Origin of the sequence: Paraburkholderia sp. SIMBA_054, assembly GCF_046534875.1 — a bacterium.
Lineage (GTDB): Bacteria > Pseudomonadota > Gammaproteobacteria > Burkholderiales > Burkholderiaceae > Paraburkholderia > Paraburkholderia hospita.
This window is the reverse complement of the sequence record NZ_JAWRXV010000016.1, coordinates 84,582-107,344: the sequence shown is the minus strand read 5'-3', so window position 1 is coordinate 107,344 and position 22,763 is coordinate 84,582. Positions and strand designations below refer to the sequence as shown.

The window sequence follows — 22,763 nt, the reverse complement described above, 5'->3', positions numbered from 1 at the left end:
CCTCCTCCTCGCGCACTACCATTCCTTCACGATCCGATGACCTTGGCGCGATAGTTCACTGGAAACGTTTGACGGCACTCGACAGGCGATGCCGCGGCGCCTAGTCGGGCTGCGAACCCTCATCTGCGCGAAATCTGTGTGAGATACGGAATACCTTCGCATCTGACAGGTTCACTCCAATGAGACACCTGTTCATCACAACGGGAGATCCATCGTGCGTACCCCAAGTCCCCGTACCGTGCGGACGATCCTGAGCGCCGTCATCGTCCTGGCGAACTCGGCGCTTTGCGACTCACCTGCCTTCGCTGCCGGCTTACAGACCGAAGGTACGTCTAACGAAGCCCCCTTCCTGGCGGAGAACAATACCGCCATGACAAGAATGATGGACGGCATGTCGACGAGACCGACAGGCGACGTCGATCGCGATTTTGTCGCAATGATGGTGCCTCACCATCAAGGTGCCATCGACATGGCGCAGGCCGAACTGCGTTACGGTCACAACGAACAGTTGCGCCGCATCGCGCAAGAGATCGTCGTCGAGCAACAACAGGAAATCGTCGCCATGCGCGTCGCACTCGGACAACCATTGCCACCGCCTGCCCCCGCTCCGGACCAGCAAAAGCCAGCTTCTATGCCTGCCGCCCCTGTTCACCGGACGTCCGACCACGGCATGCAAATGAACATGTCAAAGCCTATGCAGAAGGAGCGGCAATGAAACGCCCATCGAGAATCACCATCGCGTTGTCTGCAGCCATGCTGGCGGCAGCGCAGTTCGCATGGGCTGGGCAGGCCCCTGGATCGCAGTCCGATCCTGACATTCCCGTAAGCCACCACGATCGCGTTTACGCCGCCGAGCAGTTTTCGAACACGGTCTCGGTGATCGACCCGGCCGACAACAAACTGCTCGGCCTGATTCGCCTCGGCGATCCCTCGCCGGGCAATTTCAGTCCGCTGTACAAAGGTCAGTTACTTGTGCACGGCATGGGTTTCTCGCCGGACCATCACACAATTGCGGTTGTCTCGATCGGATCGAACGCGGTTTCATTCATCGACACGCAGACTAACGCCGTCAAGCATGTCACCTACGTCGGCCGCTCGCCTCACGAGGCTTTCTTCACGCCCGATGGAAAGGAGGTCTGGGTGACGGTGCGTGGTGAAAACTACGTCGCGGTACTCGACGGAAAAACGTACGAGGAGAAAACACGCATTACTGTCCCGGCTGGCCCCGGTATGCAGATATTCTCACCGGACGGGAAATATGGTTATGTCTGTTCGTCCTTCAACCCGGAGATTGAGGTGGTGTCCGTGGCCGACCACAAGATCGTCGGCATGGTCCAGCAGGCCAGCCCCTTTTGTCCCGACCTGGCGGCGACGCCCGACGGCAAGCAGGTCTGGTTCACGCTCAAGGACACCGGCAAGGTCCAGGTGTTCGATGCAAGGCCGCCATTCGCGCTGATCAGGACACTCGACACAGGCCCAATCACGAATCACGTGAACATCGTGCATAACGACAAGGGCACGTTCGCGTACGTCTCCGTTGGGGGCCTGAATGTGATCAAGGTGTTTCGAACTGACAACTTTTCGCAGGTCGCGACGATACCTGTCGGCAACTTGCCGCATGGGCTCTGGCCGTCGGGTGACGGCAGCCGCATCTATGTCGGGCTGGAGAACGCCGATGCGATGACTGCGATCGACACATTGAGCAACACGGTCATCGCGACTGTGCCCATTGGCCAGGCGCCGCAGGCTGTCACCTATGTGCCGAATGCGGTGTCGGAAGGTGATGCTACGCAGAACCTGCAAACGCTGGGCCTGGCTGGTCAGAGCGTCCATCTTGCACTGGTGCCGGTGGGGGCGGGCAAGACGGCGGATGCCGCCAGTGCACCTACGACTGTCGCGTTGTTCGATCAGGGCCTCGTGCAGGTTCTCCAGGCCGCTGTCACTGGTCTGCAACCGAAGCAGCCCTACGTTCTAGGTCTTGCCGATAACCCCGATGGCACGGGTGACCTGCAAGTGCTCGCGAATTTCATGTCCAATCCGGCCGGCTCGGCGATCGTCAATGCTCTCGGGCAGATTCGCCAACTGATCACACCAGGAATGGGCTATGCCGCTGATAAGCGCCGCTACCTCGTGGTCGCCCCGCAAGGGTCGGGCAAGCCTGGGGCTCCCGTACAGGTGCAGTCGCCGTAACCGGATCCGCCGCCACGTCTCGTTCGCGGTGGCGGCGGCGGTGCGCGGTGCGGCTATCTGATTCTGGTAGTCACGGGAACGATCCCATGGCGGCGGCGAATTGAATGACCGGCTCCTGAGCGGGGCAGACGCCTGAACGTCTGAGCGACGGTGTGAGGGAACGACGCTTCATGGCCGGCAATACGCATTCACCCGACCTGCCAGGAAGCTGCCGTTGATGACTCCAACGTCGGCTCTAGAGAGCGGTTGTCGAACTGATGCTTGCGGCCAACTTGAGGCATTGGCCGGTGTACCGGGGCGGACGCTCGAACGTCTCATCCGCCTTAGGCGGCGGACATTCGCGGATGAAAGGCGGTTCCGCTCGCATTTGTTTCGACCCAAAATCCTTCGATAAGCGCTACGTAGACCCGAGACGATAGTGCGAGCTTCCGCATATCCTCCGGGAGGGGGCGGCATGAAACCCCGGCCAGCGCTCTTTCAATCTCCAGCCTGAAGCAGGCCCAAGGCGAGCAGCCACGAAAATTGGGCACGCACAAGGGGGGATGCCGCCTATCCTTGGAGATAGGCAAACCGCAGGGTCCCGTTCATGATCAATTTGCACGAACTCCGGTATGTTCGGCTCGGTACACGTGACATCGGCGCAGCGGCGAAGTATGCCGCCGATATCCTTGGATTACAGCTGGTGCGCCGCGAGGGTGGGTGGGCCTACCTGCGCTCGGATGAGCGCGATCACACGCTGGTCTACTTCGAGGGGGATCCGAATGACCAGACGATTGCATTCGATGTCGTCACGAACGAGGCGCTCGAACAAGCGGGCGCGGTGTTAGAGCAGAACAGCTTCCGCGTACACGCAGGCAGTCGCAACGAGTGCGATCAACGTCGCGTACGCGCCTTCATCAGTTTCAAGGATCCATCGGGCAACCAGATTGAATTGGTGTCCGGCGCCTTGCATAGCGGCCGTCGCTATTTTCCGTCACGCGACGCCGGAATCACTGGCTTCAGCCACGTCGGCCTGCGCACCAGCGATCCCGGACGTGACGAGATCTTCTGGACGAAACTGTGCAATGCGCGCGTGAGCGACTGGATCGGACCTGCACCGCTGCTGAGAATCGACGAGGTACATCACCGGATCGCCCTCTTTCCGTCCCCGTTCGCCGGCATCCAACATATCAATCACCAGGTTGCAAGCATCGACGATCTCATGCGCGCCTGGTACACCCTGCGTGAACAGGGCATACCCATTCGGTTCGGACCAGGGCGGCATCCGACGTCGGGCGCCATCTTTCTCTACTTCGAGGGGCCTGACGGAATGACTTACGAATACTCGACAGGCGTTCGTCTGATCAGTCCGGACGAGGAAGCGAGTTACTGTCCCCGCCGGTTCCCGTTCGATTCCACCGGCTTTTGCATGTGGGGCGCCAAACCCGATATTCCAGAGTTTCAATCCTGACGCGCGATCAGGTCCATCGCTGATCGCGCGAGAGTAACCTTCAAGGCTACCGGAGGCGGAGCCAGGAGAACACGCGGGGACAAGCTTCCTGCCAGCACCCTTGTCAAAGAAACGGCCTGGATTTAGCGGCTACAGGGAGAACGCCATGGAAACGATCAGAACGGTCGATGTTCAGGAGTTCATCAACTCGCACAAGCTGTCGCCCTATCAGTTGCTGATCGTCGCGCTGTGTTTCCTGACGGTCGCGTTCGATGGTTTCGATACGGCAAGCGCCGGATTCATTGCACCTGCCATCAGGAAGCAATGGGCATTGAACGCGCTTCAGTTGGCGCCTGTGTTCGGCGGCGGCCTGTTTGGCCTGATGGTAGGCGCGCTCCTGTTCGGACCACTTGCCGACAGGTTTGGGCGCAAGCCCATACTCTGCTTTTCAGTGGCGTTTTTCGGTGTCATGTGCCTGTGGTCCGCCTACGCGACTTCTCTGCGCGAACTCATACTATTGCGATTCCTGACCGGCTTGGGTCTTGGCGGAGCCATGCCTACGGCCATTACGATGACATCCGAATTCGGTCCCGAGAAACAGCGCTCGCTATTGGTGACGAGTATGTTCTGCGGCTTCACGTTAGGCGGGTCATTGGGTGGCGTGGTCGCCTCGCAGATCATTCCCCTGCATGGCTGGCAGGGCGTGCTGTTATTCGGCGGGGCCATGCCATTGGTACTGGTGCCGGTCCTGTTATGGCTTCTGCCTGAGTCTGTCCGGTACCTGGCGTTGTCCGGCCGGAAACAGGAGCAAGTGGCCCGCACGCTCCGGCGCATAGCGCCACAGGAAGTGCTCGAACATACGGTGTTCACAGTCCCCGAGAACAAGGTCACGGGTTCTCCCGTCCGCAACCTTTTCGGCAGCGGCGTGATGGTCGGCACCGTCTGCCTCTGGCTCACCTTCTTCATGAGTCTGCTGGTGTATTACCTGCTCACTAGCTGGCTGCCCACGGTCATTAACAACACAGGCGTCCCTCTGGATATGACTGCGCTGATCGCCGCAGCGCTGCCCTTGGGCAGCACGGTCGACGCCGTGCTGATCGGCCGCCTGATGGACAGGCACAATCCCTGTCTGATACTCACAAGCTTCTACCTTGTTGCCGCAGTGTTTATCCTGCTCATCGGCGTCGCTTCGTCGTTGCCGATGCTGGTGTTCGCAGTCTTTGGGGCTGGTCTTGGAACCGGAGGCTCGCAGACCGGCGCCAATGCGCTGGCGGCGGCCTACTATCCAACCTCCAGCCGCGTCTCCGGCGTGAGTTGGGCGCTCGGCATTGGCAGGGTGGGTTCGATCGTGGGCTCAATGGTTGGCGGAGTGCTGCTAGCCATGCATCTGGGCCTGCCCATCATGTTCGTGCTGGTTGCGATACCCACCTTCGTCGCCGCACTCAGCATGTTTGGCATGGGGCGCCACGAGGCCGCGCTCAGGTCGTCTGAGGTTGCTCGAACGCTCCCTGGTTCAGTCAAGCCTTAGACGACTGTCAGCGCCGAATCCATGCATCGCACTTTCGTCGAAGGTCCCTTCTCCGGCATTTCGTCCAGCGGCACCGTACGCTAATGGCGCCGGCACGCCGCCGACCGATCGCTCCGGGGTGGCATTCGGAGGTTGACGCGTGTCCAGTGGAAGGGCGGCAACTTGGCGCGTGCTGCCCGGTTGTGGCTTTGCGAGATTCAGTCCGCGTATATCCGCTTGCATGAGGCAGAGCCCGGCCATTTGCCACGGTTGGTCCGCGCATTCGCGCGAACATTCGGATGACTGATCAGCGCGCAAGCAGCGGCCCCCAGAATCTCGCCACCAACGATGAAGTAAGCGTCGCCGGGCACAGAGCTGCCGATGCCTCATTGGCCGCGGCAGCAAGATGCGGGTGGCAAGCGGTAAGCGAGACTGCGGCCAGCGGCAGCGCGATGGCGACGTGGTGGAAGGTACGGCGCATGACATGATCTCCAACTCTGCATTGACAAAAAATTCGATGGCGGGAAGTATGTGACCGTGTCAGGCGTGACTATCATTCGCCGCATCAATATCGCGAGCCAGAATTTTCCACATGCTAGCCACCCGTCGGCGACATATGGCCCAACACTGGAGCCAGCGCGAGGATAGCTAGCATGGCAAGCGCTTCAGTCAAAAGAAGACTGTCGAAGCGGCGCTGCACAGCAGGATAAGCCGGGTCGAGTCGTTCAGCACGAGCGTGCAGATCGGGCAGAACCACCAGCCGGTTCCAGCCACCCAATGAGGTCGCAAGGGCTACGCATGCAAGCTTCGTGGCGAGCAACCGGCCCCAGGCCGTTCCAAAGAGTGGCGCTCTCGCGTGTGCGGTGTCCTGCATTGCATTATAGAAACCGGTGACGAGGACAACCGCAAGTGCGACCGTCGCTAGTTGAGACAACGCGGAGCATAAGGCAGCCTTTTGGCCGGGCGAACTGCCCTCCACGCGTGAGAGCCGGTACAGCAGGGATCGCCGCGACGATCACGCCACCACCCGCCCAGAGGCCAGTCGACCAGGTGCACGACGTGGATGGTCTCTCTCAGCGAGAAATCGCCCGAGTCCGCCGCATGGCTGGACGCAGCCTTGCCCGCCGCATAGGCGAGAAGGCCCACGACGAACAGCGGGAAGCCGCGCCGCCCGAAATAACAACTCGATGCCGCGACCAGTGCGCCGAGGAATCCGACTGACCATGCGAGGCCGAAGTGAGACTCTGTCAGCACGGCACCCACTGCTGCACCGGCGGCGGGGAGCGCCGAACCGCTCATCACCGCCGCCTGCAGCCAGAGATACGCGAGTGCAGCGATGGGCTGCGTCGTCGTAAGGAAAGCACGCCAGAGGCGCAGCGTGGCCTGCTCAAGCATGCCGCTGCGTTCTCCCATTTTGCTGTCCCGGGGACATGCGTTGCTACCGTCGCGACTCCTTCACCTCGGGCTTCGGATGGCCTCCGCTTCGCTTCTAGTTCGAGGTTCCAGTAATCAGTTGGTTTACCGATGCGACCCGTGTAGATGTGTTGTCGTTCGATTGCCATGTGGCGTGGGCCAAGATAACGGACCCCTGATGGTCCGGGCCGCGCTGCCCAAGAAGACTCGCACAATCTCGAGGTTGGGCCTGGGCACTACAGCCAAGCTCACGGTGAGCAAGACCTTGGCTGGATATCGCCCCTTATGGACTACAGTGCAAAAGCAGTCGCCGTTCTGAGTGGCAATTGGTGGCTGCTCCTACTAAATGCTGATATTCCCATGCGTGCAGAGCCCGATGATCAACATGGCAACGTTCGTGAGTTTGGCCTCGACATGACGGGAAACACCACCAGCACGCCGGGCCAGTGGCGCGTCGTCAACCCCTGCCCGGGTTGCACCATGCCCGGAGACCCGGGGCAGCAACCAAAACGTCGACTCATACGACGTGAATAGATCCCGTTGCATAGGCTTGAAGCGCAAGACTCGTATCAGGAATCTGGAGATCGATCGTGAGAAAAAGCACTCTTTTCATTTTTTCGATACTTATTTCCGTTAATGTTGAAGCGCATGTCGTTAGCTCATGCGACGGAGTCTATTCAGCACGCATTGGTGCGGGCGGCGGGTTGGTGATCCAGCAAGCGGGACGATATCTGGGGGTGGTAAAAACCGATCATGCTGTGGACGGTGGTTTATTTAGTCCCGATGACTCGATTTTGATCGCATTTGGCTCGCCGACCGAAATTGACGCTCGTTCGCCAAAGATAACGCGAGTGTCAATTTACTCGGTGAAGCCGACCGTAAGCCTCATCCACAGGGTGTCATATGGCGGCGGCGTATACGATGTCGCTTTTAGTGACGATCAGAATTACGTATTTGTAAATAATCAATATGGAGTCGATGTAATTGATATAAGGCGAGGGAATTTCCAGCCATATGACTCGACGCATGTCCCGCAGTTCACGACGCAGCAATGCAGGAAATGACTATTTCGAGTTGGTAAATAGGCTGCCTCATCGGCCGTCCTTGCCGGACTTTAAGAGATTCAGCAGCGGGCAGGTCACGCCCCAGATGCTGATTCAGGTAGCGTCAGCAACCCGCCATATTGCTGACGTAGTACCCGGCCCACTTCAATGTCCGCAAAGGCCGACAACCAAGGGCCGCGACGCCAGCGCGAATGGCGGTTGTAGCTCGAAAGCCGACTGTGGAGCGACGTCGGGTCGAACGGCGGCAGTGGGTCGGGTGCTGTCCTCCGACAGGAGGACAGCTGTCGTTTGACGCAACAGACGGGTCAACGACCGCAGAGCGACCAACAACTGCCCTTCGCCGGCGACCAGCTTAATGACCGCTAAGGCCAACCAGCCTCCCCGAACATCCTCCTTCACTCAAAATCCCCGTCCAGAGACGTTTGCCGCGATAACGTAGGTGATCGCGACCATACCGAGCACACGCAATCAAAATCCTTCCGAGTGCGCGACCGTTATAGCTCGTCACCGATCACCCTTTCGCGAAGTCTGAATCACTGCCAGCGCCGCATCCACCGCACGCCGCGCCCCATCGAACCCCGCCGCCACCAGCCCCGCGCGCACACCCTGAAGTTCTGGCAAAAAGCCTTCATCGACGGAATCATCAAGCGCGGCAGCGAGCACTCGCCCGCGGGCCGCGAACAGTTGCGCCCACGGCAATGGCTCAGCACGCGTGTACTGTTCCAGCGCCTCGATATACCGAAGCGCGCCTGCCGGATCACGCACCGACAGCATCGCGTCGATCGCATCGCGGTAGAACCACAAATGATTGTGACCAACCGCACCGCGCCGCAGTAGATCGGCCCCCTCGGCAAGCATGCGCGCCCGCTCGGCGTCGTCGTCGACAGCGCAGCTCAGCGCACTCAATGCCTTCGGCGCGCTGAACTGCATGCCAACTTCACGGCACAGCGCCAACGACTCTCTCAAAACGCGCGCCGCCTCCTCGCGCTTACCGCTTTCTAGCAACACACGCGCTTGCATCTCGAGGTTCTGCGCTTCGAAGCGGCGCGCGCCGAGTTGCCGGATCAACCGCATTTCCTGTTCGAGATGAACCTGCGCCGCGCGCATGTCGCCTGTTTCGTAGCACGCGAACACGCCCAGCGTTTCGCATAGCAACTGCGCGCGTGGCTGCCCAACAAGCGCCGCCTCGCGCGACGCAGCGATGGCATCGACACAGGCCTCGCGCGCCTCGTTCAGATAGATGCGGCTAAAGCCTTGCATCGACCGGTTGGCCACTTCGATGCGACCGAAACCATGTTCGCGGCTCAGCGCGACGCAACGGTTGAAGTGTTCGAATGCCGTACGCATCCGCCCTTGCGCATAGGCGGCATCGGCGAGACCTCCCAGCGCGCGCGCCTCCGCTTCGGGCAATCCGAGCCGCTGCGCGTAAGCGAGCCCGCGTTCGTGTTCGATCCGGCAGTCGTCAATCCGTCCGAGCGGGAACAGGATATTGCCGCGCAGATGATGCAGGCGCGCAAGTTCGCTCACGCTGTCTTCGCGTTCCGCTATCTGCTGCGCGGCGTCGAGCAACGCGAGCGCTTCGCTCAAGCCCTCGCTGACCCGCAAGCCTTCCGCGAGTCCAAGTTGCGCGACACAACGGCTAGCATCATCGGGCGCTGCATCGACAGCCGAGCGATACGTGGCCATCGACGCAGGAATGTCGCCCAGATCACACTGCAACTCGCCCTTGAAGCACGTCAGCGCATGCGTGTCGTGCGGCGACTGCGCGATCCGAAGCCCTCGCTCGATCAGAAGCAGCGCGGATTCCGTGAAATGCGCGGTCCGCTGCGCGTGCGCCGCATCGAGGCAAGCCTGCGGCGCGCGCTCGTCTTCGGCGCGGTCCAGGTGCTGTGCGCGCAGCACGGCGTCGCTGTCTGCGAACCAGTCGGCGGCGCGACGATGCAACTCGCGCCGCCGCGCCCGCAGCAGCGTCGAGTACGCGCTCTCCTGAATCAGCGCGTGCGCAAATAGAAAGTCATCGCCTTCAGGCAGCACGAGTGCATTGGCGACCAGCGTGTCGCAGTCGTAGTCCGGCTCGTCGATCAGCCGTCTGAGCAGCGCGAGCCCGAAGCGCTGCCCGATCACCGATGCCGCCTGGAACGCAATGCGGTCGCGCGCTTCGAGCCGGTCCATGCGCGCGAGCACGAGACTCTGGATCGACGCCGGCACCGCATCGCCGCTGCCTTCTTCGGCGTTGTGCAGAAGCTGTTCGAGGAATAGCGGATTGCCGTCCGCGCGTTCGATGCAGGCAAGCGCCACGCGCTGCGTCGCGTCGATGAAATTGCCCGCGAGCGTCAGTGCTTCGTCGCGGCGCAGCGGACCGAGGTCGATCGTCGCGAGCGGCGTGTCGCGCATCCGGGCGCGCCACGCGGCATCGAGCGGGTCGCCATCGATGCGCGAGGTCATCACCAGCAGTCCCGTGCCGCCTCCAATACCAGACGCGAACGCAGACAGATAGCCCAACACCTCGGCATCGGCCCAATGCAGGTCTTCGACGACAATCATGCTCGCGCCGCGCCGGCATGCGTCAGCCGTCAACGCCGCGACGACTGCCTGCTTGCCGCGCTTGCGCGCGCCGTGATCCATTGCATCGTAGAGCGTGCGCCATTCGCCCGATTGCGGCAGATCGAGTAGATCGTCGAGAAAGACGCACTGCTCGGGCTGGATGACGCCATTGCCGACAAGGCGCGCGGCCACGGCCTTTCGCTCTTCGGTATCCGCCGCGGGCGACAGCCCGAGCAGGCTGTCTATGATCGCGCGCACCGGGGCCTGCCCCTTGCCGACGCCGAAGTCGAGCACGAGGCCCCGATGCACTGCGAAGCAATGCGTGTGAGCAAACACGCGCATCTCATCGACGAGCCGCGTCTTGCCGATGCCCGCATCGCCGCGTACATAGACGACGTGTCCGGCTCGCTGTTCGACGCACGCGCGCACGATGCCACGAAACTGCTCCAATTCCGCCTTGCGCCCGACGAACCGGCTGCGGCTCGCACGCGCGGGTTCGCGCACCACGCAGGAGAGGCGCCACGCGCGCGCGGGCACGTCGATGCCCTTGAAGTGCATCTCGCCCATCTGCTCGCAGACCGCGCTGTCGCCGAGCGCGCGCCGCACACCGTCGGACAACAACGTCTGTCGCGCGCCCGCCGCCGAGACCAGCCGCGCTGCAAGATTCACCGCATCGCCATGCACCGTGTAGTCCTGCGCATCGGCACGGCTGACTGCGCCCGCAACCACCTCGCCGCTTGCAATGCCGATATGCGCCTGTAAGCTCCGCGCGCCTGTCGCGTTCAGCTGGTCGAGCGCGTCGTGAATATCGAGCGCGGCGCGGGCCGCGCGCAGCGGATCGGTTTCGTGCGCTCGCGGCGCGCCGAAGAGCGCCATCACGGCGTCACCGATGTGCTTGTCGATGGTGCCGCCGTACGCGAGCACGATGCCGTCGACCAGCCCGGTGAAGCGACCGATCAGTTCACGCAGTTCTTCGGGATCGAGTGTTTGCGAGAGCGCGGTGAAGCCGCACAGGTCGGCGAAGAGCACGGTGACCTGTCTGCGCTCTTCCACTGGCGTGCTGACAGCGGGCGCGACAGGTCTATCGAGGGCAGGCTGGGCCACGGGCGGCGCATCGGCTCCCGAAGCCGGCATCTGCGCAATCGCCGCCAGCAGCCGCTTGCGATGCCCGAGCGAGCGAACGCCGAGTTCCTTCAGATCCGCGTCAGTGAGCCCGGACAGCATCGCCGCGTCGATGTCGTTGTCGGCAAAGGCCTGTGTGTATTGCTCGAGCCCAAGTCCGCCCAGCCACAGTTCGATATCCATCGTCATCGCCGGAATCTGTTTCCCGTTGCGGGCTCAAAAAATAGAACGGCACTTGCCTTGTCTAGTGTAGGTGTTGCGCGCATTAGGGCCGAATTGTGCGTTTCACCTTACGATTGGCATCAGACTTACCAACCCTGGTAACTAAAGCAAAACGTGGGGGAAACTAAGCCGGAATATGATCAATCGGATCGGAAGTTGTTGAGACGTTCTTGGCCAGACTTTCAATTGGAAGCTGGTCACAATTTGCAAAAATAAACCAACAGCTGATAAATTTTTCAGGCTTTCCTAAATAACTGAATGTAAATAGAAAATTGTATGTCATTTTCGATGGTTGCGCCGCGGGCGGGTGGGACAAGTGTTCGGTTGGAATGAGAGCGCGCTTGGTAAACAAGAAGGTGACAGGGTAGTCGGTCTAGACGATAGGGTCGCTTTTGCTGTTCCTGCTCTCGGGCCAAGGCCAAGACGCCTTGTTTTCCCTAAGGTCCAAGTATCTTGAGGTTTGTTCATCGGCCAATGCCGACATTGGAGTGGACTGGGCTCTACGTCAGCAACGTGTCGAATTGCTGACGGTGACAGCATTGAGCGGCGGGACGGCAGCTTCCTGCATCAGCGAACTCACACTCCCGACCCTGGGCAATCGCACATCTAATAGCACCAATCCGAGGAAACGCAGTGCGAGCGAAAAGGCACAGGCTCAGTGGTGTAACCAACGAGATAACATTGTGTCTTCACACGGCATCCGACCAGATTCGTCTGCTCACAACCGAGCGCGTGGCATTTCATTCAAACATCCTAAATATTGGCTAACACATCGACTTTCGATGAGCGTTCCTAATCGGCCGAAACCGGGAAACGGGTTGGGGCCGGGAACATGTGCCGGAAGCCACCCGGGGGCTAGATGAGCTAAAGACGCCATTCTCATCCCGGCGGGCCAGGAAGCTGTGTCCGGCCGAAAGGGAATCGAAGAATGGGCCGACGTGGCGACGAAAGTCTGGAACCATCTCGAAATCCAGCAAGGGTTCTTCACATTTGATGAAAATGTGGCCTGGGAATCCGGAACCTGGTCTGGGAATATCAGCATAGCTGACGAACGGACCATTGACATTGGCGGAAACTTCCTACTCATTGCACAGAGGGAAGGCTCCGCGTTGCGCATCAAAGCGCACACGTGGAACGTGAATCCCGCGACGCCGTGAGGAGTCTCATCCCTGTTACGCCGACTTGACGACTCAGTCGAGTGGCGCACTGCTTGACACACTCGAAGTCTAGCGCGGCACCCGCTTTCCCGATGTTACAACGGGCCCGGGTTATGTCGCTGTGGCAGCAGCTGCGGGAGGTACCGATGCCGTTGTCGTCGATTTCGCAGCGGCAATGGTCGAACAGGCGACGCGTCTAAACCAATAGCTCACCTTCAAGGTAGATAGCGCGAAAGAACTACCGTCATCCTGATGAGAGCTTTGACGGGGAGTGAGTCGACTCGGCGACCTGCTGCTCCCAGCCTTGATGGGACCGGCGTCCATTGGCCGTTGCCGTGGGCCGTGCACTCCTGATCACCAAGGTATCCGCAACGTCGAGGCGGCCGACCTGGACCAGATGCTTCCGCGAGGGTATACACTGGAATTGACTCTTCAGCGGAGAGCGCCATGAAAACGCAAAATCTCCCGGGCCCAGACAGGCTGTTGACAGTATGGCAAAAAGTGACAGGTAACGCGGCCAGCGACGGACGGGGCGGATACGAAATCGACCCGTTGGGACGAGTCGCCGCCCATTGACGGGTGTGTCCATGGCATCAACTCCTGGTCACCGACATGTTCTGCCAGCTTGCGTCGCAACTGGGGCCTCGCGTGGCAATGCGTCAGCCGGTAACAACCCGATCGTTCGGCATCCGCATTGCTGACGTCGTCTGGATGCCCGAGGAAAAGTGGCCCGAAATCGATTCGAACGCCCCGTTACCTTCCGTTCCCGACCTGTGTATCGAGGTGCTCGCGGACGACAATGACGCGGACCAGGTTGAGCGCAAGGCCGACGCCTACCTCAACAGTGGTGCACAGGAAGTCATCATCGTCGGCCCCCTCGGGAAAGTTGAATTTCGAGGGCTAGACGGCCCGCGTGCGTCATCCCTGTTTCGTGTGACCCTGGAGCCGGACCCGATGTTTTTCGCATGGGCGTGACATACATCGTGCACGTGGGCGTGGATCTCGTACACGGCCATTCGTCGCACAAGGTGAAGGGCAGCGAGCTGTATCGAGGCAAACTCGCCCTGTACGGTGCCGGGGACTTCATCAACGACTATGAAGGTATCGGCGGTCAGGAAGCGTTTCGCAGCGGCCTTGCGCTGATGTATTTCCCCACGCTCGACCTTGAAACGGGCACGCTGGCCGAACTGTCGATGACACCGACGCAGACGCGCCACTTCCAGATCAATCGGGCACCTGAAGAAGGCATTCGATGGTTACACGAAACGCTGAATCGGGAGAGTCAGCCGTTGGGCGCCACTGTGGAGCGCCGCGTTAACGACACGCTCGTGCTGCGTGGGGGCGATTAGGCGCCGAGATAACGCTCGAACCATTGCAACGCGTACCGCGCAACGGCTTCCAGTGTGCCGGGCACTTCGAACAGGTGGGTCGCGCCGGGGACGATCACAAGATCCTTCGTGCGTTCGAGAAGAGCGAAAGCCTCCCGGTCGACTTCGATGACATTGGCGTCGAGCCCGCTTACCCCGAGCAACGTCGGCGTCTGCGCCGCGGCGAGGGCGTCGCGTCCGGCGAGGTCGGGCCTGTCGCCTCGCGGAACGATCGCCTCAATCGGGACCGACGGCACGTGCGCTGCACGGATCGCCGCAGCCGCGCCCGTGCTCGCACTCGCGCCGAAGTAGCCATACGAGAGGCGTGTCGTCCGCTTCGCCGCGATCCAGGCCGTTGCTTGCGAGACGCACCGACAGCAGTTCGATGTCGAAGCGGGCGGCGGGACCGGTGTCTTCCTGCTCGAGAGCAAGTCCATCAGCAGGGTTCCGATGCTGGCCCGGTTGAGTTCGGTGGCCACGTACTGGTTACGAGGGCTGAACCGTGAACTGCCGCTGCCGTGCGCGAGTAGAACCAGTGATTGAGCGTCCTGTGGCAGCGCAAGCGTGCGCATCAGGGAGGCGTCTTCCACCGGAATGGTGACTTCCTGCATCTGGAGCCGAGGGTCCATGACATCCTCAAGCCGGGTACGACATTTTTCCGACCCAATACGCGACGCGTGCGCCGTCATTCTCGCGGGCGCGCTGATGCTGAGCAAGACATTAGATTGCCCGGCAGACTTCCGCGCACCTCCGGCACGCATCGCTGCATGTGCCGCAGTGCTCGGGTGCGTGCCGCGCACATTCATCGGCGCACTCGTCACAGATCCGTGCGCAAAGTTCGCAAAACTCGGGTGCGAAATGGCTTTGTCGAGCCAACGCCGCAGATGTGAGGCGGCATAGCGAAGCGCAATCGGCGTTGAGGCGAATACATTTGGCCATGTTCACCCGGCCCGGTTCATCGAGGCAGGCGGATGCGCAGCGATCGCAGGCAGCGGCACAAGCATCGCAGGCTTCAATAGACGGCTGATAGATTTCGGGGTTCATCGACGAGGCTCCAGATTTGAATCGAGTTGTTCGGCGTCCGCCGTGCTCTCCTCCAAGGTCCGCGAATGAGTTCAGGGCCGACCAGCGCCACTCTCATAGCAGCGTAGTCGCTAGTGTCGGTGCCGTAAAGCTAAGCGCACTGCCGCAGGAGATATCAGGGCATTTCACGGCGGCGTGTCGCGACGTGGCAACAGGCACGCCAGCATGCTGAAAAAGGCCGCTTTGGCGATGCGCGTCGTACCATCGAAATTCACCGCGCTGCGACGCTGCCGGGCGATCTGGGCAAAGCGGAGATCAAGGGCGGGCTGCGCAGGGGGCGGGCGCAGTTCTGGATTCGGCGAAGTCGGTTCGGGAGTCCGGGCCTTGTGCGTGGCGCGATGGATCGAATCGATATCCGGCCACTTCACGTGTCCCGAGCTCAGCTGATTCGCGCGTCCGGACCACTGCGCCTTGTCCAAAGCGGTCCGCATGCGCTCAAGATCAGGCCGCCATTCAGGATTGCCAATCCAGAGCAACACATCCGGCGCCTCGGCTTCGGCGTCCACGAAATCTGCGCTGCGGTGCGATCCTAGCAAGTCGGCCAGTTCATCATCGGCAGCCGCCTCCACCAGCCGCGTCTGCCAGCGGAGCGTAGTCGCTGCGTAACTCAGCGCAGCGATGACATGGCCGCAATTGCGCTGCGCAATGACGGGACGCTCACAAACGGCTCAGCAGCTCCGCTTTCTTGGCGGCGAACTCCTCATCGCTGAGAATCCCCTTCGCGTGCAATGCGGCGAGCTTCTCAATGGTGGCGAACACGTCTGCCTCGCGGGCGACCGACTGAGTGCTGACGGGCTCCTCCTGCACCGGCGACGCCGCCGGCTGCGGAACCCCACCGAACGAGACAACCGGCAGGCTGGCGACAGCAACCAGGCCGTGCTGGCTCGCGAATGTGAGGGACGCGCCGCGGGACTGCTGCTGCGAGAAGCCGCTGATCTGGTGATCGAGCGTATCGTAGACCGTCACCTTGCCGTTCACTTCGATCGCCAGGCGCCGGGGCGGTGCGAAGTAGGCATAGCGGACGTCGTTCTGGGCACCAGTTGTGTTGGGCCGCCCCAGATCGGCGGGCCACCAGTCGCCAGAGGTGCCGGGCGCGGGCGGAACGAACAGACTCACCGGTTCGACTGGTCCGGCTGCAGTCTGCTGCTGCTTCCTGCCACCGTAACCAGCGCTCTGCTGTTGTTGCTGGCCGCCGCCGTGGTTGCCCTGCTGCTGGGTACCCTGGTACTGCGACTGGAAGCTGTCGCTGCGAATCAGGTCGGGCTGGTTTGCCACCAGGCGGGAAAGCTCAGAACAGAGCCCGTCGACCCGGCCCTTCAGGTAGTGGTTGAACATGTCGGAGACCATGGTCATTCCCCCCTGCATCCACTGGCCGGATCCACCAAATTCGGGGTGATCGAACTGGGCCATGCTGCCGTTACCGCGAATTACAGACTCCAGCATGCTCATCACCGCATCCGTGCTGAACCCATGTCGCTGGGCTACTTCTTCGATCAATTGCTGGCCGGCGGGGGTGGGTTTTCGCATGGTGATCCACTCATGGTTTCTCGTGTTGCCTCCCGGGATGATGTTACCCCCAGGTAACTGCCACTGCGCGTTGCTTTGCGATGAGGCGTCTGTCACCTCCGACCTGTAACGATCGGCTAGGGATGCATCCCTGGGAACGAGCATACTCTGCGTGCCGGCTGTGCACCGTTGGCTAGGAGTCAGCACTCCGTTGGGCGCTTGATATGCGAGTCAAAGACCTCAGCATGTGTGAGCATTGGGTGCCGCTTTCGTGGTTACCTCGGCCGTTTAGATGTTTTCTCTTGCTGCTTCGCGGCTCTGCGGTACGTGTCAAGACCACCGCTCGCTTCATAACAGACGCTTTCGACGGACAGCATTGAGGAAACTTGGGTGACTGCTGTGGGTCCCATTTCTGCCGAACTGGCGGTGGGAATACAGCGAACTACCTCATCGACCGGCATCGGCCAGTTTCGGCCAGTCGCCGACGCGATCACGCGGTCATTCGAACGTCGCTTCCGCCCCCGGCAAGCTGTCGTTCAATCCGCGGATGCGTGCGCTCGTCGCACTCCACTTTGGTAAGCGCTGACCTAGAATATAAGCATGGTCGCGACCCAATAAGGAGGCTGCGATGACACAGTCCATGATCTACTTCGTTGTCGGCCTGGCGGTCTTGTTGATCGCAGGGTTCATGGTGGCGCAACGGTACAGGCGCGATCACCCAGAAGAGGGGATGGCCCAGTGGCTTGATTCGCACCATATGGGTTGGCTGCACCGGCACAAACATTGATGCCGCATCGCACATTGAATAGCCCGTATCAAACGGTTGCGACGCCGAGGAGCGCACCATGACCCTCGCGCTAACGTCGCAAGCCTTCCGACAGAACGGCGAGATTCCCGTGCAGCATACCTGCGAGGGCGCCGATGTATCCCCGCCACTCACCTGGTCCGGCGTGCCCGTGAACGCAAAAAGCCTGGCGCTGATTGTCGACGACCCTGACGCGCCGGACCCGGCCGCGCCGAAAACGACCTGGGTACATTGGGTGCTCTACAACATCCCGCCGACGGCAACCGGGCTGCCCGATGGCGCTACTGCGCAGGCTCTGCCGGGCGGTACGCTCGAAGGTATCAATGACTTCAAGCGTGCTGCTTACGACGGCCCGTGTCCGCCCGTGGGACGCCACCGCTATTTCCACAAACTGTATGCGCTCGACACCGTACTGCCTGATTTGAAAAACCCCAGCAAAGCGGCGCTTGAAAAGGCCATGCAGGGGCACGTACTAACCCACGCCGAACTCATTGGGACCTATCAGAAGCGATGAGCGATGACGTCGTTTCATGAATCGAGTTTGATGACGAAGAAAATTCAGTGGTGCCGACTATGAGGCCGACGCGGATCGCAATCGGTCGCCCCGAACCGACGCGGCGTGCCCCACAGGAGAATGCCGGTAAGTGTCTTAGGGTTCGATCCATTTGCTTCTCGACAATGGAGTGCCGGTCGTAGCCGCTGCGCGTCAGCTGTTTCACTCGCACGGACCGGAAGAGGAGAAAGTCCATGGCCAGTACGCAAGGAACCACCGGCTCGCCGTTTGCAGTGTCCGTCGAAGCGGGCAGCTATCGCGTCATGCGTCCACAAAACGCAAGCGATGTGATCGACATGCTGCAAAAACACAGTATCCAGATCGTCGATCTGAAGTTCACCGATTTGCCTGGACTCTGGCAGCACTTCTCGATTACGCTCCCCGAAGTTCACGACGACCTGTTCAGTGCCGGAATCGGTTTCGACGGTTCGTCGATCCGCGGCTTTCAGGAGATCCACGAGTCCGACATGCTGCTCAGGCCGGACCCGGCAACCGCTTTCGTCGACCCGGTTAGCGGCACGGCGACCCTGTCGATCATTTGCGACGTAGTCGACCCGGTGCTGCAGCAACCGTATTCGCGCGATCCGCGCTACGTTGCAAAAAAGGCGGAGAACTATCTGCGCCAGACGGGCATCGCGACCACATGCTATTTCGGGCCGGAGCTGGAATTCTTCATCTTCGACTCGATCCGCTTTGGACAGGACCAGCACAGCGGCTACTACTATGTCGAATCGGCCGAAGGCGACTGGACCACCGGTCGGGACGAAGGCGCATACGGCGGTGGCAACCTCGGCTACAAGCAACGCTACAAGGAGGGCTACTTCCCGGTACCGCCCCATGACACGCTGCAGGAGATCCGCTCGGAGATCGCGCTGACGCTTCAGCAGGCGGGCGTACAGATCGAAGTGCATCACCACGAAGTCGCGACCGCCGGACAGAACGAGATCGACATGCGCTTTGCGACGCTCACCCGCATGGCCGACAACGTGATGATCTACAAGTACATCTGCAAGAACGTTGCGCGTCGGCACGGCAAGGTGGCCACCTTCATGCCGAAACCACTGTTTGCCGACAACGCGAGCGGCATGCATTGTCACCAGAGCCTGTGGAAAGACGAACTGAATCTCTTTTACGACGCGGACGGCTGGGCGCTGACTTCCGATATGTGCCGCTGGTACATCGGCGGACTGCTTCAGCATGCGCCCGCGCTCATGGCCTTCTGCGCGCCGACGACGAATTCCTACAAGCGTTTGGTGCCGGGGTATGAGGCGCCCGTCAATCTGGCGATGTCCCAGCGCAATCGTTCGGCTGCGGCGCGCATCCCGATGTATTCGGATTCGCCGAACGCGCGGCGCGTCGAGTTTCGCTGTCCGGACCCGTCGGCGAATGCGTACCTGGCGTTCGCGGCGATGATGATGGCGGGCCTCGACGGCATTGAAAACAGGACGGACCCGGGCGATCCGCTTGACCGGAACATATACGACCTGCCGCCCGAAGAGGCCAGCACCATACGGCAGGTGCCGGGTTCGCTCGAAGCGGCGCTGACCGCGCTCGAAGCCGACCACGCGTTTCTGCGTAAAGGCGATGTGTTCACCGACGACGTGATCCAGACCTGGATCGAATACAAGCGAAAACGAGAGATCGACACAATCAAACTGCGTCCGCATCCGTGGGAGTTTTACCTGTACTTCGATACCTAGAGAAGAACAAGGGGATCTGTCATGACCCGGTCGGCAGCTTTCATATCGACTATACGCGGTACCTCGGCCCCGGCGGTAAGCGTACCCAACTGTTACCTTCCTTTGCGCTGGGCGTGGCTGCTTGACGCTGATTGAACTGCTCAGCTACCGCCTGGTCGATGGCACGACGCCCGATGACGCGACGCGCCGTCGCGACCCGGACACCGTCAGCAACTACATTTCCATTGCGGTTGATGCGGCACCATCCCATGCGGCCCCTTGTATGCAGCGATCGCCGGCGGCGTCCATCCGTCCGGCATCTGCGGCCCGATTTCGATCGGCCTTTGCCCGGAATACGCAAACGTCCCCATCACCCCAAAGATCGGTCAGTCGGGAGGCCGATGGCGACTGGTCGCAACGGGTCGAATTCACCCGTTGATTGATGCATGGAGATGCCGTTCGAAGTTGACACGCAACGAATGGCCGGTCTGAGTCGTTGAGCGGCCTTTGCCGCGTCGATAGGAGAACGTCACCTATGGCCGATGACTTGTCCGGCAGTGGCCATGCCAAGCGGCTGTTTGACTCTGATACCTGCCGTTGAACGTCTGACGACTCGACCGCCGGCTATGGAGACGCGCGCTGACGTCGGTGGCAACGAACATGGCGATCGAGCGCGGCGATCGGCGGTTTGGCCATTTCCTGCCATCGCCGCTTGCGCCCGCAGACGCTCAAACTGCCGTTCCGCGAATGGCAGGCAGCCAACAGATGACAAGGCCAGAGCTGATACACGACCGACATCCGGGTTCGGTGCCTGCGTGGTGGTCGAAAAAAACGTCAGGTCCTAACCTTTCACACAAACCACCTGTCGCAGCGTATGCACCACCTCGACCAGATTCCGCTGCGCGGTCATCACCGCGTCGATGTCCTTATAGGCCATCGGAATTTCGTCGATAACCCCTGCATCCTTTCGGCATTCGACATGCTCCGTCGCGCTGATCTGATCCTGGACCGTGAAGCGCCGTTTGGCCTCTTTACGGCTCATTGCGCGCCCGGCGCCGTGACTGCATGAGCAGAAGCTCTCTTCGTTGCCGAGGCCGCGAACGATAAAGCTCTTCGCGCCCATCGAACCGGGTACGATGCCGAACTCGCCCGCCCGCGCCGACAACGCTCCTTTACGCGTTACAAATATGTCGACGCCAAAGTGCCGCTCTTTCTGTACGTAGTTGTGGTGGCAGTTCACCACGTGCTCGTCGATGGTGAAGGGTTTGCCGATCGTTGCGCGCACCGCGTCGATCACGGCATTCATCATGACCTCACGGTTGCAGCACGCGTACTGCTGTGCCCAGCCGACTGCTTCCACGTAGTCATCGAAGTGCCGGCTGCCTTCCCTGAAGTACGCAAGATCCTTGTCCGGAAGATTCGCAAGGTGTTGACGCATGTCGGCCTGGGCCAGCGTAATGAAGAGGCTGCCAATCGCGTTGCCCACGCCGCGTGATCCGCTGTGCAGCATGAACCAGACGCTGTCATCGCCATCGAGACATACCTCGATGAAGTGATTGCCGCTGCCGAGCGTGCCTACGTGCGCGTGGTTGTTCGTGCGCGCGAGGGAAGGATACTTGTCGACGATGCGCTGAAAACTGGGCGCCAGCAGCTTCCAGGCGTCGTCGACGACTGGCGGGGGACGCGACCATGCACCCGGATCGCGTCGCCCCACCGCACCGCCGTGCGGCACGGCGCGTTCGATCGCGCTGCGCACGCGGGAAAGCGAAGCGGGCAGGTCCGCGGCCGTCAACGTTGTACGAACCGCCATCATCCCGCAGCCGATATCGACGCCCACGGCCGCCGGGATGATTGCGCCCAGTGTCGGAATCACGCTGCCGATCGTCGAGCCTTTGCCCACGTGCGCGTCCGGCATGACGGCAACGTGCCTGAATACGAACGGCATGCGGGCCATGTTTCTCAACTGCCGGCGACACGCCTCCTCAATAGCCACGCCCTGTGCCCACATCTTCACGGCCTTGCCGCTTGCCACTTCCATTAGTTGATAATCGACCGGACTCATGCCTCTGTCCCTTCGTCAGCTTCGCTCATCGGCACGGGTCAGTGTGCGCGGTACGGCATTAGCGTGAGCCGGTTTTTCTGTTTCGACAAGTATTCACATGTACTCGAGCGCGCAGCACGGTCCCGTTGTATTCCAGGTTGACACCGGAGGCGCGAAGCATCCGCATCGTCACGAAGCGGGCACGCGCGGCTATGGACTTTACGGTCAGCTCGTGCAGAAGGGATTCGACTGCATCGTGCGTGCGCCGTCACTGATTCCGAACAGGCGCGGCAAGCGCTGCGTCGCCGCGATTTACGGCAGATCAGGGTCAACGGGCACGCGTTAATTGAGCATTGGCATTGCAAGACAGCCCTATGGATCCGGTCGCTGAGCACGGCATTCTCCGTACCGCACGTGACGGGACTAGACTTAAGAGGTTGATACGCGGACCGCACCTTTCTGATGCGACGTTCGCGACCGTTCCTTCCGGGAGCCGTTCATGAATGACCGGACGTATAACGTGCTCTTTCTTTGCACCGGCAACTCGGCGCGCAGCGTGATGGCAGAGGCGCTACTTGCCACGCTGGGGAAAGGTCAGTTTCGCACCTACAGCGCAGGAAGCAATCCAATCGGAAAGATCAATCGTTTCGCCATCGAACAGGTGCGCAAGACGGGGTATGACCTGGCGAATCTGCGCAGCAAATCCTGGGACGAGTTCGCCATCTCCGAACCGAGCGCACCCCATATGGACTTCGTTATTACCGTGTGCGATCAGGCCGCGGGCGAGGTATGTCCATTGTGGCCCGGCCATCCCGCATCGGCACACTGGAGCTTCTCCGACCCCGCCGCCGTGGAGGGGCCGGATGAAAGCAAACGTGCTGCATTCAAACAGGTTTTCCAGCAGATTCGATGCAGGGTCGAGGCGCTCGTCGAGGTGCCACTGGACGAACTCGACGCCGCCGCCATTCGCGCCGCGGTGCGACGGATTAGCGACATCGACGTCACGGCCATCGGCACATCCGGGATGCCGACGCGAGGCTAGAGCTTTCGAAGAGCAATTCCGATTGTCTGGTTTTCTGGT

Annotated in this window: 22 protein-coding genes; 14 read left to right on the top strand and 8 right to left on the bottom strand. The window is 60.9% G+C overall.

All coding sequences use genetic code 11. The features are described 5' to 3' along the window. Positions 1–214: 214 nt before the first annotated feature. The 4 genes from SB822_RS20815 (at position 215) to SB822_RS20800 (ending at position 5,147) form a co-directional block, all read left to right on the top strand. Positions 215–715: a DUF305 domain-containing protein gene (locus SB822_RS20815; protein ID WP_410855517.1), complete on the top strand. Its 501-nt coding sequence runs from the start codon at positions 215–217 to the stop codon at positions 713–715. Then, entirely contained in the window at positions 712–2,190 is a 1,479-nt protein-coding gene (locus tag SB822_RS20810) for a YncE family protein (RefSeq protein WP_410855516.1), read from the top strand. Before SB822_RS20815 ends, SB822_RS20810 begins: the two co-directional genes overlap by 4 nt. 586 nt (positions 2,191–2,776) lie before the next feature. Further along, on the top strand, positions 2,777–3,640 hold the full coding sequence (locus tag SB822_RS20805) for a VOC family protein (RefSeq protein WP_410855515.1): 864 nt from the start codon (positions 2,777–2,779) through the stop codon (positions 3,638–3,640). 145 nt (positions 3,641–3,785) lie between these two features. After that, positions 3,786–5,147, top strand: coding sequence for an MFS transporter (locus tag SB822_RS20800; protein ID WP_410855514.1), 1,362 nt, complete (start codon positions 3,786–3,788; stop codon positions 5,145–5,147). A gap of 574 nt (positions 5,148–5,721) precedes the next feature. Here the strand turns inward: SB822_RS20800 and SB822_RS20795 are convergent. Beyond that, complete coding sequence (locus tag SB822_RS20795; protein ID WP_410855513.1) at positions 5,722–6,105, bottom strand: CopD family protein; 384 nt, start codon at positions 6,103–6,105, stop codon at positions 5,722–5,724. After that, positions 6,048–6,539 (bottom strand): copper resistance protein CopD, encoded by a 492-nt coding sequence (locus SB822_RS20790; protein WP_410855512.1) that lies wholly within the window; start codon positions 6,537–6,539, stop codon positions 6,048–6,050. Before SB822_RS20790 ends, SB822_RS20795 begins: the two co-directional genes overlap by 58 nt. A gap of 590 nt (positions 6,540–7,129) precedes the next feature. Between SB822_RS20790 and SB822_RS20785 the strand changes: the two genes are divergently transcribed. Further along, positions 7,130–7,603, top strand: a complete 474-nt coding sequence (locus SB822_RS20785) for a hypothetical protein (protein ID WP_410855511.1) — start codon at positions 7,130–7,132, stop codon at positions 7,601–7,603. 504 nt (positions 7,604–8,107) lie between these two features. On the opposite strand, the gene SB822_RS20780 is transcribed toward SB822_RS20785, so the two are convergent. Further along, positions 8,108–11,458, bottom strand: coding sequence for an adenylate/guanylate cyclase domain-containing protein (locus SB822_RS20780; RefSeq protein WP_410855510.1), 3,351 nt, complete (start codon positions 11,456–11,458; stop codon positions 8,108–8,110). A gap of 971 nt (positions 11,459–12,429) precedes the next feature. Here SB822_RS20780 and SB822_RS20775 point away from each other — a divergent pair. The 3 genes from SB822_RS20775 to SB822_RS20765 all read left to right on the top strand — a co-directional run bounded on the left by SB822_RS20775 (position 12,430) and on the right by SB822_RS20765 (position 13,997). Then, on the top strand, positions 12,430–12,648 hold the full coding sequence (locus SB822_RS20775; RefSeq protein ID WP_410855509.1) for a hypothetical protein: 219 nt from the start codon (positions 12,430–12,432) through the stop codon (positions 12,646–12,648). A gap of 579 nt (positions 12,649–13,227) precedes the next feature. Beyond that, positions 13,228–13,623 (top strand): Uma2 family endonuclease, encoded by a 396-nt coding sequence (locus tag SB822_RS20770; protein ID WP_410855508.1) that lies wholly within the window; start codon positions 13,228–13,230, stop codon positions 13,621–13,623. Then, positions 13,614–13,997: a CapA family protein gene (locus SB822_RS20765; RefSeq protein ID WP_410855507.1), complete on the top strand. Its 384-nt coding sequence runs from the start codon at positions 13,614–13,616 to the stop codon at positions 13,995–13,997. The genes SB822_RS20770 and SB822_RS20765 overlap by 10 nt, the downstream gene beginning before the upstream one ends. On the opposite strand, the gene SB822_RS20760 is transcribed toward SB822_RS20765, so the two are convergent. The 4 genes from SB822_RS20760 to SB822_RS20745 form a co-directional block, all read right to left on the bottom strand. Continuing rightward, positions 13,994–14,626 carry an alpha/beta hydrolase gene (locus tag SB822_RS20760; protein ID WP_410855506.1) on the bottom strand — a complete coding sequence of 211 codons (633 nt, stop codon included), beginning with the start codon at positions 14,624–14,626 and terminating at the stop codon, positions 13,994–13,996. The two genes, SB822_RS20765 and SB822_RS20760, sit on opposite strands and share 4 nt — an antisense overlap. A gap of 109 nt (positions 14,627–14,735) precedes the next feature. After that, entirely contained in the window at positions 14,736–14,954 is a 219-nt protein-coding gene (locus tag SB822_RS20755; RefSeq protein WP_410855554.1) for a four-helix bundle copper-binding protein, read from the bottom strand. A gap of 269 nt (positions 14,955–15,223) precedes the next feature. Next, a complete protein-coding gene (locus tag SB822_RS20750; RefSeq protein WP_410855505.1) occupies positions 15,224–15,667 on the bottom strand; it encodes a hypothetical protein in 444 nt (147 codons plus the stop codon). Positions 15,668–15,755: 88 nt separating this feature from the next. Beyond that, a complete protein-coding gene (locus SB822_RS20745) occupies positions 15,756–16,625 on the bottom strand; it encodes an SHOCT domain-containing protein (protein WP_410855504.1) in 870 nt (289 codons plus the stop codon). Between the two features lie 607 nt (positions 16,626–17,232). Between SB822_RS20745 and SB822_RS20740 the strand changes: the two genes are divergently transcribed. The 4 genes from SB822_RS20740 (at position 17,233) to SB822_RS20725 (ending at position 20,080) form a co-directional block, all read left to right on the top strand. Then, positions 17,233–17,391 (top strand): hypothetical protein, encoded by a 159-nt coding sequence (locus SB822_RS20740; RefSeq protein WP_410855503.1) that lies wholly within the window; start codon positions 17,233–17,235, stop codon positions 17,389–17,391. A gap of 58 nt (positions 17,392–17,449) precedes the next feature. Then, positions 17,450–17,923 carry a YbhB/YbcL family Raf kinase inhibitor-like protein gene (locus tag SB822_RS20735; protein WP_079495277.1) on the top strand — a complete coding sequence of 158 codons (474 nt, stop codon included), beginning with the start codon at positions 17,450–17,452 and terminating at the stop codon, positions 17,921–17,923. A gap of 233 nt (positions 17,924–18,156) precedes the next feature. After that, positions 18,157–19,662 carry a type I glutamate--ammonia ligase gene (gene glnA, locus SB822_RS20730; RefSeq protein WP_410855502.1) on the top strand — a complete coding sequence of 502 codons (1,506 nt, stop codon included), beginning with the start codon at positions 18,157–18,159 and terminating at the stop codon, positions 19,660–19,662. Positions 19,663–19,783: 121 nt separating this feature from the next. Next, on the top strand, positions 19,784–20,080 hold the full coding sequence (locus SB822_RS20725; RefSeq protein ID WP_410855501.1) for a hypothetical protein: 297 nt from the start codon (positions 19,784–19,786) through the stop codon (positions 20,078–20,080). A gap of 402 nt (positions 20,081–20,482) precedes the next feature. On the opposite strand, the gene SB822_RS20720 is transcribed toward SB822_RS20725, so the two are convergent. Next, on the bottom strand, positions 20,483–21,703 hold the full coding sequence (locus SB822_RS20720; protein WP_410855500.1) for an RtcB family protein: 1,221 nt from the start codon (positions 21,701–21,703) through the stop codon (positions 20,483–20,485). Positions 21,704–21,800: 97 nt separating this feature from the next. Here SB822_RS20720 and SB822_RS20715 point away from each other — a divergent pair, with 97 nt between their 5' ends. Together SB822_RS20715 and SB822_RS20710 are read left to right on the top strand one after the other, a co-directional pair. Beyond that, entirely contained in the window at positions 21,801–22,028 is a 228-nt protein-coding gene (locus SB822_RS20715) for a hypothetical protein (RefSeq protein WP_410855499.1), read from the top strand. 153 nt (positions 22,029–22,181) lie between these two features. Continuing rightward, the gene (locus tag SB822_RS20710) at positions 22,182–22,724 is read left to right on the top strand and encodes an arsenate reductase ArsC (RefSeq protein WP_410855498.1); all 543 of its coding nucleotides are present in this window, start codon (positions 22,182–22,184) and stop codon (positions 22,722–22,724) included. Positions 22,725–22,763 lie beyond the last annotated feature (39 nt).

Bases quoted from the DNA above. Each gene is read 5' to 3' on its own strand.
- SB822_RS20805 (WP_410855515.1), top strand. From the start codon at position 2,777: ATGATCAATTTGCACGAACTCCGGTATGTTCGGCTCGGTACACGTGAC.
- SB822_RS20710 (WP_410855498.1), top strand. From the start codon at position 22,182: ATGAATGACCGGACGTATAACGTGCTCTTTCTTTGCACCGGCAACTCG.
- SB822_RS20735 (WP_079495277.1), top strand. From the start codon at position 17,450: ATGACCCTCGCGCTAACGTCGCAAGCCTTCCGACAGAACGGCGAGATT.
- SB822_RS20800 (WP_410855514.1), top strand. From the start codon at position 3,786: ATGGAAACGATCAGAACGGTCGATGTTCAGGAGTTCATCAACTCGCAC.
- SB822_RS20765 (WP_410855507.1), top strand. From the start codon at position 13,614: ATGGGCGTGACATACATCGTGCACGTGGGCGTGGATCTCGTACACGGC.
- SB822_RS20780 (WP_410855510.1), bottom strand. From the start codon at position 11,458: ATGACGATGGATATCGAACTGTGGCTGGGCGGACTTGGGCTCGAGCAA.
- SB822_RS20755 (WP_410855554.1), bottom strand. From the start codon at position 14,954: ATGGCCAAATGTATTCGCCTCAACGCCGATTGCGCTTCGCTATGCCGC.
- glnA (WP_410855502.1), top strand. From the start codon at position 18,157: ATGGCCAGTACGCAAGGAACCACCGGCTCGCCGTTTGCAGTGTCCGTC.
- SB822_RS20715 (WP_410855499.1), top strand. From the start codon at position 21,801: ATGTACTCGAGCGCGCAGCACGGTCCCGTTGTATTCCAGGTTGACACC.
- SB822_RS20740 (WP_410855503.1), top strand. From the start codon at position 17,233: ATGACACAGTCCATGATCTACTTCGTTGTCGGCCTGGCGGTCTTGTTG.
- SB822_RS20720 (WP_410855500.1), bottom strand. From the start codon at position 21,703: ATGAGTCCGGTCGATTATCAACTAATGGAAGTGGCAAGCGGCAAGGCC.
- SB822_RS20790 (WP_410855512.1), bottom strand. From the start codon at position 6,539: ATGGGAGAACGCAGCGGCATGCTTGAGCAGGCCACGCTGCGCCTCTGG.
- SB822_RS20810 (WP_410855516.1), top strand. From the start codon at position 712: ATGAAACGCCCATCGAGAATCACCATCGCGTTGTCTGCAGCCATGCTG.
- SB822_RS20760 (WP_410855506.1), bottom strand. From the start codon at position 14,626: ATGCAGGAAGTCACCATTCCGGTGGAAGACGCCTCCCTGATGCGCACG.
- SB822_RS20745 (WP_410855504.1), bottom strand. From the start codon at position 16,625: ATGCGAAAACCCACCCCCGCCGGCCAGCAATTGATCGAAGAAGTAGCC.